At 72.5% G+C, this 13,567-nt stretch carries 10 protein-coding genes; 4 read left to right on the forward strand and 6 right to left on the reverse strand.

Translation table 11 applies throughout. The annotated features are described in order from the left end of the window. The 3 genes from AC3EN4_RS31450 to AC3EN4_RS31460 form a co-directional block, all read right to left on the reverse strand. A partial coding sequence (locus AC3EN4_RS31450) for a transglutaminase TgpA family protein (RefSeq protein WP_435210144.1) occupies positions 1-2,465 on the reverse strand: 2,465 nt, incomplete at its 3' end. A 16-nt stretch (positions 2,466-2,481) separates the two neighbouring features. Continuing rightward, complete coding sequence (locus AC3EN4_RS31455; RefSeq protein ID WP_435210146.1) at positions 2,482-3,780, reverse strand: DUF58 domain-containing protein; 1,299 nt, start codon at positions 3,778-3,780, stop codon at positions 2,482-2,484. A gap of 1 nt (position 3,781) precedes the next feature. Continuing rightward, positions 3,782-4,834: an AAA family ATPase gene (locus AC3EN4_RS31460; protein ID WP_422736072.1), complete on the reverse strand. Its 1,053-nt coding sequence runs from the start codon at positions 4,832-4,834 to the stop codon at positions 3,782-3,784. Positions 4,835-5,235: 401 nt separating this feature from the next. Between AC3EN4_RS31460 and leuS the strand changes: the two genes are divergently transcribed. Then, positions 5,236-8,076 (forward strand): leucine--tRNA ligase, encoded by a 2,841-nt coding sequence (gene leuS / locus AC3EN4_RS31465; RefSeq protein ID WP_435210150.1) that lies wholly within the window; start codon positions 5,236-5,238, stop codon positions 8,074-8,076. A gap of 139 nt (positions 8,077-8,215) precedes the next feature. On the opposite strand, the gene AC3EN4_RS31470 is transcribed toward leuS, so the two are convergent. The 3 genes from AC3EN4_RS31470 to AC3EN4_RS31480 are packed head-to-tail and all read right to left on the reverse strand — an operon-like array spanning position 8,216 to position 10,852. Next, positions 8,216-8,899 carry a TVP38/TMEM64 family protein gene (locus AC3EN4_RS31470; protein WP_435210152.1) on the reverse strand — a complete coding sequence of 228 codons (684 nt, stop codon included), beginning with the start codon at positions 8,897-8,899 and terminating at the stop codon, positions 8,216-8,218. Continuing rightward, positions 8,896-9,615, reverse strand: a complete 720-nt coding sequence (locus tag AC3EN4_RS31475; RefSeq protein ID WP_422736069.1) for a type 1 glutamine amidotransferase — start codon at positions 9,613-9,615, stop codon at positions 8,896-8,898. The genes AC3EN4_RS31470 and AC3EN4_RS31475 overlap by 4 nt, the downstream gene beginning before the upstream one ends. After that, on the reverse strand, positions 9,605-10,852 hold the full coding sequence (locus tag AC3EN4_RS31480) for a MurT ligase domain-containing protein (RefSeq protein ID WP_422740771.1): 1,248 nt from the start codon (positions 10,850-10,852) through the stop codon (positions 9,605-9,607). The genes AC3EN4_RS31475 and AC3EN4_RS31480 overlap by 11 nt, the downstream gene beginning before the upstream one ends. A 378-nt stretch (positions 10,853-11,230) precedes the next feature. Here AC3EN4_RS31480 and mraZ point away from each other — a divergent pair, with 378 nt between their 5' ends. The 3 genes from mraZ to ftsL all read left to right on the forward strand — a co-directional run. After that, positions 11,231-11,662 carry a division/cell wall cluster transcriptional repressor MraZ gene (gene mraZ, locus AC3EN4_RS31485; protein WP_355049459.1) on the forward strand — a complete coding sequence of 144 codons (432 nt, stop codon included), beginning with the start codon at positions 11,231-11,233 and terminating at the stop codon, positions 11,660-11,662. A gap of 205 nt (positions 11,663-11,867) precedes the next feature. Beyond that, complete coding sequence (gene rsmH, locus AC3EN4_RS31490; RefSeq protein ID WP_422740770.1) at positions 11,868-12,974, forward strand: 16S rRNA (cytosine(1402)-N(4))-methyltransferase RsmH; 1,107 nt, start codon at positions 11,868-11,870, stop codon at positions 12,972-12,974. Further along, on the forward strand, positions 12,971-13,567 hold a 597-nt coding region (ftsL, locus tag AC3EN4_RS31495), incomplete at its 3' end, for a cell division protein FtsL (RefSeq protein ID WP_435210155.1). The genes rsmH and ftsL, both read left to right, overlap by 4 nt.

Consider the following 13,567-nt stretch of genomic DNA (forward strand, 5'->3'; position numbering starts at 1 on the left):
GCGCGACCGGCCAGCACGCGGCGCGGGTTCCAGCGCAGCAGCCGGTAGCGCACCCGGCTGGTCAGCGCCACCAGCCGGCCGGAGGCGTCCGCCAGCGCGATCCGCCAGCGCAGCAGCACCGAGGGCGGCAGCACGGCGGCGAGCAGTCGGGTCCGCCGGTCCGCCTGGGACGAGAGCGCGCCACGGACCGCGCGCAGCGCCGTCGGCAGCGGTTCACCGGTCAGCGGACTCCGCGCGTACCGGGCCCGCTCCTCGGCCCGACCGAGCAGCCGTGCCGCCCCGATCGCCTCGGTGTCGTCGGCGAGAGCGTCCCGGACCAGCCGGTCCGCGGTCGCCCGGGGCGTCTCGGTCCGGTCCACCCGCACCTTGTAGTCGACAAGGGTGTCGAGCAGTTCCGCCCAGGCGGCGTGGGCGTCCGCGCGGGCGCGGCCCGCGTCCGCCTCGACCACCATCACGCGCGCGCCGTCGTCCGGCGACCCGTCGCCCGGCACGGTGGCGGCCGTCGCGGCGTCCGCCCGCCCGGCCCGCCGCCGGCGCAGCGCCCGACGGCGCAGCGCCGGCACCGCCAGCAGGGCCAGCAGCGCGAGTACGCCCGCCACCCACCACGGCCACACCGGCGCCTGCTGGGTCGGCTCGGTACCTCCCAGAGAGAGTCCGGAGTCGGTGTCCCGGTCGGCGTTGTCCGGGCCGGCCGGCCCGGCTGACGGGTCCGCTCCGCTCGGGCTGTCGGTGGCGCCGGCCTCCGGGGTGGACGGTTCGGGAGCGTCGGTGTCCGGCGCCCAGGCCGACCGGGTGGCACCGGGAACGCCGTACGCGGGGGTGGCGTCGAACGGCACCCAGCCGACCCCGTCGAAGAAGACCTCGGTCCAGGCGTGCAGGTTGAGGTTGGTCAGCGTGTACGTGTCACCGTCGCGCCGGCTGCCGTTGGTGAACCCGAACGCCACCCGCGCCGGGATGCCGGCCGACCGGACCAGCCAGGCCATCGCGGCGGCGTACTGCTGGCAGTAGCCGATCTTGTTGGTCAGGAAGTTGACGATGTCCTGGCCGCTGCTGCCGCTCTCGGTGCTGAGCCGGTAGGTGAACCCGTTGTCCGCGGAGAAGTGCTGGTAGATGGCGAGCACCCGGTCGTAGTCGGTCCGCTTGCCCTGGGTCAACCCCCGGACCAGCTCCTCCACCTCGGGCACCGGCCCGGGGGTGGCGGTCTGCTGCCGACGGACCGGGTGGTCGGCCGGCAGCGGCTTCGCGGCCCGCAGGGTCGCCGGGGTGTACGTCGAGCGGACGTAGTCGAACGAGTACTTGCGCCCCCGCGAACTCTCCCGGTTGGAGAACACGATCTGCTGGTTGGGGTCGTAGAGCCAGTTGCCGTTCAGATCGTCGGTGCGCACCGGCTCGGCGTACACCGGCATCAGGGACATGCTGAGGCTCTTGGTCACCTCGACGGTCGCCCGGTACTCGGCCTGCTGCACGCCCGGGCCGACCCGCTCGTTCGGGTTGGGCAGGTCGCGGTTGACCGGCCGACCACTCGCCGGGCGGGCCTGGAAGCCGTTCGGGCGCAGCTCGTCGGCGACCGCGTAGCGGAGGTAGAACGGGCTCGGCTCCGAGGTGGTCACCTTGACCAGGTCCACCACCTCGGACTGGTTGAGCTGGCCGGCGAGCGACGCGAACAGGTCGATCCGGCCGGACGAGCCGCCCACCCCCCGCCCGTTCCCGCTGCCGTTGCCGGTGCCCTCGGTGATCCGGTCGAGCAGTCCACCGCTCAGGCCGGGCACCCCCAACGGCAGCACCACGGCCAGCACCACGCCGACCACGGCGAGTCGGCGGCCGGCGGACGCCAGCGGCGACGCCTCCCACACGTCCACGTCCCGACCGTCGCCGGTGAACCGCCGTCCGAACCGGCGCACCCGGTCGATGTTGTCGGTCACCAGCAGCCACAGGAAACCGGCGGCGCCCACCACGAACGGCACCGGGGGGACGCTGTCCACGTAGACGGCGACCGGCACCGAGTAGATGGCGAGCATCGGCAGCCCGGCCAGCGCCGGCCGGCGCAGCCCCACCGCCAGTACGTCCACCAGCACGGCCACCCCGCCGACGCCGAGCACGGTGATGAACAGCAGCGGATCGGTGTCCGGAACCTCGACGCCGTACGAGCGCATGTCCTGCGCCGAGCCGGCGAGCAGGTCGGCGAAGTGCCCGATCGTGCTCGGCGTGGGCAGGATCCCCAGCAGCTCGCTGCCGCTGGGGAACAGCCAGGTCAGGGCGAGCAACAGGGCGGCCAGCATGCCGAGCACCTGACCCCAGAGCGGCGCGCGGACGAGCCGGGTGAGCGCGGCGACCCCGGCCACCACGGCGACCGCTATCACGCACTGGATCAGCCACGTCCAGGTCTGGAAGATGGCCGACAGCGGCGCGGCGGCGAGCAGCGTCGCGGCGGCCGCCACCAGACCGGTGTTCCGGCTGGCGATCATGAGGGGGACCTTCCGTTCATCGCACGCGGCCAGCGACCGTCTCGGCCAGCGCGGCCCGCAGGGCGAAACCCTGGGAACCGCGGCCCGCCTGCGGCCACAGCGCCGGCAGTCGGCTGCCGTGGTCGACGCCGACCGCGCGCCAGCCACTGCGCACCATGGTGAGCACGGCGGCGCCGTGCGCGTGCTCCGCCTCGGCGCGAGCCTTCTCGGGCAGGCTCAGCCAGGTGGAACTGTCCAACAGGAAACCGATGCACGTCGCGCCGTTGCCGCGCAGCCCGGCCAGCAGCTCGGCCTCGGCGACGCTCACCGCGCCGAACAGCCCGATGATCAACCCGCCGTCGGCGCGCTGCCGGACCCGCTGCACCAGCCCGGCCACCTCGGCCCGCTGGTCCAACCGCACCTCGGCCAGGTGGTCGAGCAGCACGCCGTCGCCACCGCCCTCGGAGGCGTCCACGTCGACCCCCGAGCCGGTGACCAGGCGCAGCTTGTAACCGGCCTGCCGCAGGTGCACGGCGATGCTCGCGGCGGCCGACACCGCCCACTCGAAACTCGCCGTCGGCCCGTCACCCCGGTGGCCGTACGCCCGGGTGTCCAGCACCACCGTGGCGCGGCTCTCCCAGGGCTGCTCCTCCCGGCGCACCATCAGCTCGCCGGTGCGTGCCGTGGACTTCCAGTGCACCCGGCGCAGGTCGTCGCCCCGGCGGTACTCCCGGGTCGCCGCGTCGTCCTCGCCGTGCACCGCCACCGAACGCGCCCGGCTGTCGCCGCTGCCCGCGTACTCCCCGGGGAGCCGGACCGACGGCAGCGGGGTGACCTGCGGGATGACCGTGAGGTGGTCGGTGCTGGGAAAGGAGCGGGTGAGTTCGCAGAGACCGAACGGGTCGGTCATCCGGACCACCAGCGGCCCCACGTCATAGCGACCGCGCACGTCCGCGCGGACCGTGTACGCCACGGAGCTGGCCTGTTGCGCGCCGAGCCGTTCCAGCACGACGCGGGGCCGACTGCCCAGCGCGTAGGGCAGCCGGTCCTCCAACAGCAGGGTGCCGGTGGGCAGCCGGGAGAGGTTCTGCAGGCGCAGCACCACCCGCGAGTTGGCGCCGACCGGGACCCGGTGGGGATCCAGCGAGCGGTTGCAGGCCAGCTTGTAGCGGCTGCGGCCCACGTAGGCGGCGGCCAGCAACGGCAGGATGGCCAACAGCAGGGCCACCCGGAGCAGGTCCTTCTCGCCCAGGATGACGGCCGAGACCGCCGCGGCGACCGCGGCGGCCAGGAACGAGCGCCCGCGGGTGGTCAGCCCGCGCAGCCCGGCACGCACGTCACGGCCTCCGCGGCTCGTAGGGCGCGCGGCCGTTTCCGGTGGCGGGCCGGGTGTCGTACGGGTTGCGCTGGCGGTCGTGCGGCAGGGGCAGCCGGTGCACCAGCTCCGAGACGATCGCGTCGGTGGTGCGTCGGGCGAGCTGTGCGTCCGCCGTCGGGATGATCCGGTGCGCCAGCACCGGCACCGCCAGGACCTGGAGGTCGTCGGGGAGGACGTAGTCGCGGCCCTCCAGCGCGGCGACCGCCCGGGCCGTGCGCAGCAGTTGCAGCGTCGCCCGGGGGGACGCGCCGAGGCGCAGGTCCGGGGCCTCACGGGTGGCGGTGACCAGGTCGACCGCGTACTGCTTCACCGCGTCCGCGACGTGCACCTGCCGGACGGTGGCGATCAACTGCCGGACGATGTCGGCGTCGGAGACCGGACGCAGCTCGTGCAGCGGGTCGGTGGCGCCGTGCCCGTCGAGCATCGCCAGCTCCGCGCCGGCGTCCGGGTAACCCATCGCGATCCGGGCGGTGAAACGGTCGCGCTGCGCCTCGGGCAGCGGGTACGTCCCCTCCATCTCGATCGGGTTCTGGGTGGCGATGACCATGAACGGAGTCTGCAGCTGGTAGGTCACGCCGTCGACGGTGACCTGCCGTTCCTCCATGCACTCCAGCAACGCCGACTGGGTCTTCGGCGAGGCCCGGTTGATCTCGTCGCCGACCACCAGGTTGGCGAAGACGGCGCCCGGTCGGAACTCGAAGTCGTGGGTCTCCTGGTTGTAGACGCTGACGCCGGTGACATCGCTGGGCAGCAGGTCGGGGGTGAACTGGATCCGGCGGACCGTGCAGTCGATGGACCGAGCGAGGGCCTTGGCCAGCTTGGTCTTGCCGACGCCGGGAACGTCTTCGATGAGGAGGTGGCCCTCGGCGAGCAGGACGGCCAGGGCCAGCCGCACGGTGGCGGTCTTACCCTCGATGACCTGCTCGATGTTGGCCACGATGGCCTCGCTGGCGGCGCGGAACTCGTCGTGCGGCAACAGGCCGCCCACCTCGTCCCAGGTCTGTTGTGTCACGGGCCTCCTCCTCGTCGCCGTCACGGCAGCTCTGTCGAGAGCACCTGGACCCGCCGTTGGGTTCGCGACGTCGAGCCTCGTTTGCCGCAGGAATCTCACTGGCCTCTCAGGCTAACCATGTTTGTCGTTATCGCCGACCCCCGCAGGTACTCCGCCGGTTACGCCCCGATATTCGCCAGCTCGGGGGAACGGGTCGGACACGCCCGGTGGTCGGCGGCCCGAACCGGGCGCGCGGTACACTGCGGGGCATGGCCGGAGTCTTCCTGCTTCTTACCGGGCCGTGCTGATGCGCTGAACGCGCGACAGCACGGCGGCCCCTCCTGCGCGAGGGGCTTTTTTGTGCCCGCCGCCGGTCCGGCCCGGCGGTGCCGAGACGAAGCGAAGCGAAGCGAGGAGAGACGATGAGCGAGGCAGCCGCACCGGCGGGCGACATCCCCCCGTTCCGGTACACCGCGGCCATGGCCGGCGAGATCGAGACGCGTTGGCAGGACACCTGGGCCCGCGAGGGCACCTTCCACGCGCCGAACCCGACCGGCCCGCTGGCCGACCCGAGCCACCCCCGGGCCGGCGCGGAGAAGCTGTACGTGCTGGACATGTTCCCGTACCCGTCGGGCGCGGGCCTGCACGTCGGCCACCCGCTGGGGTACATCGGCACCGACTGCTACGCCCGCTACCAGCGGATGGCCGGGCACAACGTGCTGCACGCCATGGGGTTCGACGCGTTCGGGCTGCCCGCCGAGCAGTACGCCGTGCAGACCGGCACCCACCCCAGGACCACCACTGTCGCCAACATCGAGCGGTACAAGGCGCAGCTGCGCCGGCTGGGGCTGGCCCACGACGAGCGGCGCTCGGTGGCGACCATCGACACCGACTTCTACCGCTGGACGCAGTGGATCTTCCTGCAGATCTTCAACTCCTGGTACGACCGGGACGCCGCGAAGGCCCGACCGATCGCCGAGCTGATCGCCGAGTTCGAGGGCGGCAACCGGGCGACCCCGGACGGTCGGGCCTGGGCCGAGCTGAGCGTCGCCGAGCGCCGCAAGATCGTCGACGACTATCGGCTGGCGTACGTCTCGGAGGCGCCGGTGAACTGGTGCCCCGGGCTGGGCACCGTGCTGGCCAACGAGGAGGTCACCGCCGACGGCCGCTCCGACCGGGGCAACTTCCCGGTCTTCAAGCGCAACCTGAAGCAGTGGATGATGCGGATCACCGCGTACGGCGACCGGCTGCTGGACGACCTGGACAGCCTGGACTGGCCCGAGCCGATCAAGCTGATGCAGCGCAACTGGATCGGCCGGTCGCAGGGCGCGCACATCGACTTCGCCACGGCGGGGGAGCCGATCCGGGTGTTCACGACCCGGCCGGACACCATCTTCGGTGCCACCTACATGGTGCTGGCGCCCGAGCACGAGCTGGTCGACGCGCTGACGCCGACCGCCTGGCCGGACGGGACGCGGGACGCCTGGACCGGCGGGCACGCCAGCCCCGCCGAGGCCGTCGAGGCGTACCGCAAGGCCGCCGCCGCCAAGACCGACGTCGAGCGGCAGTCCGACTCGAAGGAGAAGACCGGCGTCTTCATCGGGGCGTACGCCACCAACCCGGTCACCGGCGGTCAGATCCCGATCTTCATCGCGGACTACGTGCTGGCCGGCTACGGCACCGGCGCGATCATGGCGGTGCCCGCGCAGGACGAGCGGGACTGGGCGTTCGCCGAGGTATTCGAGCTGCCCATCGTGCGGACCGTGCAGCCGGCGGAGGGCTTCGACGGCAAGGCGTACACCGGTGACGGCCCGGCCATCAACAGCGCCGCGCCCGAGCGCGGCCTGGACCTGAACGGCCTGGGGGTGGCCGACGCCAAGGCGGCGATCATCGCGTGGCTGGAGGCGAACGGGCACGGCACCGGCGCGGTGACCTACCGGCTGCGGGACTGGCTGTTCTCCCGGCAGCGCTACTGGGGTGAGCCGTTCCCGATCGTCTACGACGAGACCGGCGCGGCCATCGCCCTGCCGGAGGAGATGCTGCCGGTCGAGCTGCCGGAGGTGGACGACTTCTCCCCGAAGACGTTCGACCCGGACGACGCCGGCTCCAACCCGGAGACCCCGCTGTCGCGTCGCCGCGACTGGGTCGAGGTGGAGCTGGACCTGGGCGACGGGCCGAAGCGCTACACCCGCGAGACCAACGTGATGCCGCAGTGGGCCGGCTCCTGCTGGTACGAGCTGCGCTACCTGGACCCGACCAACTCCGAGCGGTTCGTCGACGCGGAGAACGAGCGCTACTGGATGGGCCCGCGCGGCGAGGGCGACTGCGGCGGCACCGACCTGTACGTCGGCGGCGCCGAGCACGCCGTGCTGCACCTGCTGTACGCGCGGTTCTGGCACAAGGTGCTGTTCGACCTGGGCCACGTGTCGTCGTTCGAGCCGTTCCGCAAGCTGTTCAACCAGGGCATGATCCAGGCGTACGCGTACACCGACTCGCGCGGCAGCTACGTGCAGGCCGAGGACGTGATCGAGCGCGACGGCGCGTACTACCTGGAAGACCTGGTGGTCAACCGCGAGTACGGCAAGATGGGCAAGTCGCTGAAGAACGTGGTGACCCCCGACGAGATGTGTGCGGCGTACGGCGCGGACACCTTCCGGGTGTACGAGATGTCGATGGGCCCGCTGGAGGTGTCCCGCCCCTGGGAGACCCGGGCGGTGATCGGCTCGTACCGGTTCCTGCAGCGCGTGTGGCGGGCGGTCGTCGACGAGGAGACGGGTGAGCTGCGGGTCACCGACGACCCGGCGGACGAGAAGACCCGTCGGCTGCTGCACACGGTGATCGACGGGGTCCGTGGCGACATGGACGGCATCCGGTTCAACACCGCGATCGCCAAGCTGATCCAGCTGACCAACGGGCTGACCGGGCTGTCGGCGACGCCCCGCGAGGTGGCCGAGCCGCTGGTGCTGATGGTGGCGCCGTTCGCCCCGCACCTGGCCGAGGAGCTGTGGCGCAAGCTGGGTCACGACACCTCGCTGACGTACGCGGACTTCCCGGTCGCCGATCCGGCGCTGCTGGTGGCCGACACGGTGACCTACCCGGTGCAGGTCAACGGCAAGGTCCGGGGACGCGTCGAGGTGCCCGCCGACGCCGCCGACGAGACCGTCCGCGCGGCGGCCCTGGACGCGGTGGCCGTGAGCCTGGCCGGCAAGGAGCCCCGCAAGGTCATCGTCGTCAAGGGCCGCATGGTCTCGGTCGTCGTCTAACCCCGCCCCTCTGCCCGTCGATCTTGCACTTTCGGTTGTCGTTCCGCCCCCTGTGTCAGGGTTTGTCGGGACAGAAAGTGCAAGATCGACGGGCCGGGCGCGCGGCCCGCGGCGCGCGGGCGCGCGTGGCGCGGGAGGGTTAGACCGGGGTGCGGTGGCGGGGGCGGTTGGCGCGCCACCACTGGTGTACGAGCACCACGCTGGCGATCAGGCCGAGGCTGGCGGGGGCGGCCGCGTACCAGTTGACGTGCCCGGGTGTGCTCACCGCCGCGCCGATCGCCGCGTAGCCGATCGCGGTCGGCGCGGAGGCGATCACGCTGCCGGCCAGGAAGGGCACCACCCGCGCGCCGGTCGTGCCGTAGCCGTAGCTGACCAGGCCGAAGCCCGCGATCGGCAGCAGCCGGACGGTGACCACGCCGAACACGCTCTGCCGGGCGAACCAGCCGTCGAGGCGGGCCAACCGACCGCGCACCCGTTCGGCGACGAACTCCCGGCCGAGCAGCCGGCCGACGGTGAACCCGATCGCCGCGGCCACCAACGCGGCGCCCAGGGCGTACGCGGCGCCCTCCACCGGGCCGAAGATCGCGCCCGCGGCGAGCGTCACGAAGGTGCGGGGGACCAGCGCGACCAGCAGCAGCGCGCCGCCGAGGATCGCCGCCACCGGGGCGAGGTCGCCCAACTGGTCGGCGAGCACCGGCAGCCGCTCCGGGTCCGGGCGGGGCACCAGGAGTAACAGCAGCCCGCAGCCGCCGATCAGCGCGACGAGCAGGGCGAACCGGGCGGCCGACGGCTGCCGCAGCAGCCGCCGGACAGCGCGGATCATGCCCGGGCGGCGGCCACCGCTGAACGGCGCTCGTTGCGAAGCCGGTCGGGCCAGGTGTCGTCCAGCGGCGGGAGCTGGTGTGCCCCGGTGGCCCACCGCAGCAGCAGGTCGGCCAGGGCCGGGTTGCGCGCCAGCGCGGGACCGTGCGAGTAGGTGCCGAGCAGCTTGCCCCGCCAGGCGCCCTCGGTGGCGCCGTCGTTGCCGATACCGGCGGTGACCCGGGCCAGGGGGGCGACCTCCGGGCCGAGGTGGGTACGACCGCCGTGGTTCTCGAAACCGGTCAGCGGCGGCAGACCCAGCCGCGGGTCGATCTCACCGGCCAGCTCGCCGACGGCCCGGCTCTCGCCCCGGTCGGAGCGCAGGTCCAGCAGTTCCAGGCCGCGGCACTGCACACCCTTGGCGAAGAAGGACATCCCGAGCAGCTGGTAACCGGCGCAGACACCGAAGACCACCGAGCCCTGGGCGACCGCCCGGTGCAGACCGCCGTCGGCGATCAGCCGCTGCGCGCCCAGCGCCTGCGGGCCGTCCTCGCCGCCGCCCACCAGGTAGATGTCGGCCGTCGAGGGCAGTTGCTGGTCGGAGCGGACCTCCAGGACCTCGACCGGCATGCCGCGCTGGCGGGCCCGCCGGGCCAGGATCAGCGCGTTGCCCCGGTCGCCGTAGGTGGACAGCAGGTCGGGGTAGATCCAGACGATACGCAGGCTCTCAGTTGACACGGTCCAACTCCGCTCGGATGTCCTGGAACGCGGTGTAGTTCGCGATGACCTCGAGCCGCCCGGGCGGGACCGATCGGACGGCGTCGTCGAACGTGCGGACGTGCTGGAAGGGCACGTCGTTGACGTCCAGCCGTACCGCCAGGTCGTATGCCCGGTCGCCGGTGATCAACACCTGCCGGCCGCGGAGCGGGGCGAAGTCGACGTCGAAGAGCCAGGAGGTGTCCAGCCCGTCGGGGTCGCGCGCGTTGATGGAGAGCAGGGTGGGCGCCTCGTCGGCCATGTCGAACGCCTCCAGCCAGCTGGCCGGGTTCTTGGCCAGCAGCAGCCGGATGTTGCGGCCGTCCCGGTCGACCTGCGCGTACCGGCCGGCGACCGAGGTGACGATGCCGAGCCGGGACACCGCGTCGACGGGGCGTACGCCGAATTCGGCCGCCACGGCCAGCGCGGTCGCCGCGTTGCCCAGGTTGACCTTGCCGGGTAGCTGGAGGGAGACCTTGTGCCAGGCCCCGGTGGGGTCGAGCACGCCCTCGTCCTCGACGACCCACTGCGGCTCCGGGCGGCGCAGCGCGCAGCCGGTGCACCACCACTGGTCACCCGAGCGGGCGATGGTGGAGCCGCACTCCGGGCAGACCCAGGAGTCGTCGTGCCAGCGCTGGCCGGCGCTGAACCAGGTCACATGCGGCGGGTTGATGCCGCGCGCCGGGTCGGCCGGTGGGGTGGCGGCCCAGACCACCATCGGGTCGTCGGCGTTGGCCACCACCCGTACGTCGGTGTGCCGGACCAGGGCCGCGCGCCAGAGCTGCGCCATCATGGCGACCTCCTTGGCGCGGTCGAGCTGGTCGCGGGACAGGTTCAGCAGGGCGACCACGTGCGGCTCGGTCGACTCCAGCACCTGGGCCAGGTAGTGCTCGTCGACCTCCAGCACCGCGTACGGGGTGCTGCCGGCCTTGGCCAGCGCCGAGGTGTGCCCGGTGGGCATGTTGGCGCCGAACGAGTTGGTGGCGACCCGGCCGAGCACGCCGACCGCGGCGGCGGTCAACCGGGTGGTGGTCGTCTTTCCGTTGGTGCCGGAGACCAGCGCGATGGCGCGGCCGGCCGACAGGTGCGCCAGCAGGTCCGGGTCGATCTTCAACCCGATCCACCCGCCGATCACCGAACCGTCGCCACGGCCGGCGGCCCGGGAGAGCGCCGCGGCGGTCCGTGACACGGAGCTGGCCACCTTGGCCCGTAGGGGCATTTTCGCGTCCGTCACGCGAGCGAGGTTACCGGACCGCCCGCCTCGCCAGATCGCCGCCGACGGTGAACCGTTCGGCCGTGGCATCCGTGCGGGAAGGGCGGTGGCATCCGTGCGGGAGGGTGGTCGGCGCTCGGCCGGACGGAGTCGATCAATGTCGGAAAGCGGACCACGCCGGGTGGGCGCTCGGGCCCTCCACTCCGCTCCACCCCCTGTGACGTGCGGTTTTGCGCGCGGATCGGACGCGCCACGCGGGCGAATCTGGTTGCAGGTGGAGGGAAGTGGAGTAGAGTGGGGCGCGATGGTGAGGCCGGGAGGGCTCACCGGCCCGGGGGGTCAGCGGCGCCGCGAACGCCGCTCAAGGGCGAGGGGGTTGGGCCGATGTTCCTCGGCACCCATACCCCGCGCCTGGACGAGAAGGGCCGGCTGATCCTTCCGGCCAAGTTCCGGGATGAGCTGGCGGGGGGTGTCGTGGTCACCAAAGGGCAGGATCGCTGCCTCTATGTCTTTCCGACACCCGAGTTCCAGCGCATCGCGGAGCAGTTGCGCGCGCAGCCGATGACACACAAGGCGGCCCGGGCCTACAGCCGGGTCTTCTTCGCCAGCGCGCACGACGAGGTGCCGGACAAGCAGGGTCGCGTGACGATCCCCGCGCACCTTCGGGAGTACGCGGCGCTCGACCGGGACCTGGTGGTCATCGGCGCGAGCACACGGGTCGAGATCTGGGACAAGGTCGCCTGGGAGACCTACCTCGCCGAGAGCGAAGACGACTTCGCCGACATCGAGGAGGGGGTGCTGCCCGGCGGTCTGTAGGGCGGAACGGCGCCCGACGTACTGCGAGATCTCCAGCCGCTTTCGAGCTCCTGGCATCACTTCCCCGGTGCCAGGCGCACGATCCAGTAATCCGGCGGAAGTCGGTGTCCGGCGGGAGCGGATGGGGATCTGGCGGTACGACGGGAGCGCCGTCTCCACGGCAGGCGCGCGAGAAGAACGGACGTTTCAACCAGTGGGGGTCATCATGGGGGAGTTGCGCGGCACGCACGTGCCGGTGCTGCTCGAGCGGTGTCTCGAGCTGTTGGCCCCCGCGCTGGGTCGAGGCGGCCGGACGGTGCACGTCGACGCGACGCTCGGCCTGGCCGGGCACGCGGAGGCGGTGCTCGAGGCGCACCCGGAGACCGTCCTGATCGGGCTCGACCGGGACACCGAGGCGCTCGCCCACGCACGGGTGCGGTTGGCGCGATTCGCCGACCGGGTGCACCTGGAGCACGCCGTCTACGACGAGCTGCCCGAGGTGCTTCAGCGGCTGGGTTATCCGGGTATCGACGGGATCCTGTTCGACCTGGGTGTCTCGTCGCTGCAACTGGACGCGCCCGACCGCGGGTTCGCGTACGCGCAGGACGCGCCGCTGGACATGCGGATGGACCAGACGCGGGGGGTGACCGCCGAAGAGGTGGTCAACACGTACGCCCATCCGGATCTGGCCCGGGTGCTACGGGTGTACGGCGAGGAGAAGTTCGCCGGTCGGATCGCCTCGGCGATCATCCGGGAGCGTGAACGCGCCCGGATCACCTCGTCCGCGCGACTGGCCGAGCTGGTCCGGGAGTCGATTCCGGCACCAGCCCGACGAACGGGTGGGCACCCGGCAAAGAGAACGTTTCAGGCTTTACGGATCGAGGTAAACAGAGAACTGGCAGCGCTGGAGACAGCGCTGCCGTCCGCGCTCGACGCACTGACCGTGGGCGGTCGCATGGTGGTCCTGTCCTACCACTCGCTGGAGGACCGGCTCACCAAGGCGGCGCTCGCGGACCGGGTCCGCAGTAAGGGCCCGGTCGACCTCCCGGTTGAGCTGCCCGGGTCCGGTCCGACGTTCCGGCTGCTCAGCCGGGGCGCCGAACTGCCCGGGGAGGCGGAGGTCGCCGCGAACCCGCGCGCCGCCTCCGTGCGGTTGCGGGCAGCGGAACGGCTCGATCCGGACGAGGCAGGAAAGGGGCGGACCGACCGCGAACGGTCCCGCCGACGAGTGAAGGCGATGCACCAACCGGGGACGGGGTCGACGGGATCCGTGGGGGATTCCGCGACGCCGGCGGACGGCAGAGGGACGGATGTAGAGGGGGAGGGGACATGAACATTGACAAGCGCGACCGCCGGGACGTCACCGGCGGCGGGCAGCGCGCACCGCGGTCGGGGGGCCGGACCGCGGCGGAGCGAGCCCCGCGCGTGGGGAACGGTACGCCACGCATCGATCGGGTCAACCGGCAGGGGGAGGCTCGCGCCCGGGGGGCGCGCGAGTTCCCGACCCAGGGCAGCGCCGCGCTGCGCCCGGCGGAGAAGTCCGGCACCACGGCGACCAACCGGCCGCCGCGGCTGCGGGTGGCGCCACCGCCACCGGTGTCGGTGCCGCGCGCGCCGTTCGCGGCGCTGATCGTGGTGCTGGTCGTCGGCGGGGTGTTCGGCATCCTGGCGGTCAACACCAAGATCAATGAGAACGCGTTCCGGCTGGAGAAGCTGCAGCAGCAGCAGGCCCGACTGGACCTGGAGAAGCAGCAGCTCGACAAGCAGATCGCCGACGCCAAGGCGCCGGGGAACCTGACCGCCGAGGCGCGTCGGCTGGGTCTGGTGGAGTCCGGGGAGCCGGCGTACATCCGGATGCCGGACGGCAAGCCGATCGGCGTGCCCAAGCCGGCGACCGGCGAGCAGTCGGTCACCAGCCAGGGTGCG

This window comes from Micromonospora sp. bgisy143, from assembly GCF_057708145.1.

What these genes read in the sequence shown, in the direction of transcription:
- leuS (WP_435210150.1), top strand. Translation starts at nt 5,236, where the DNA reads ATGAGCGAGGCAGCCGCACCGGCGGGCGACATCCCCCCGTTCCGGTAC.
- AC3EN4_RS31470 (WP_435210152.1), bottom strand. Translation starts at nt 8,899, where the DNA reads ATGATCCGCGCTGTCCGGCGGCTGCTGCGGCAGCCGTCGGCCGCCCGG.
- AC3EN4_RS31480 (WP_422740771.1), bottom strand. Translation starts at nt 10,852, where the DNA reads ATGCCCCTACGGGCCAAGGTGGCCAGCTCCGTGTCACGGACCGCCGCG.
- mraZ (WP_355049459.1), top strand. Translation starts at nt 11,231, where the DNA reads ATGTTCCTCGGCACCCATACCCCGCGCCTGGACGAGAAGGGCCGGCTG.
- rsmH (WP_422740770.1), top strand. Translation starts at nt 11,868, where the DNA reads ATGGGGGAGTTGCGCGGCACGCACGTGCCGGTGCTGCTCGAGCGGTGT.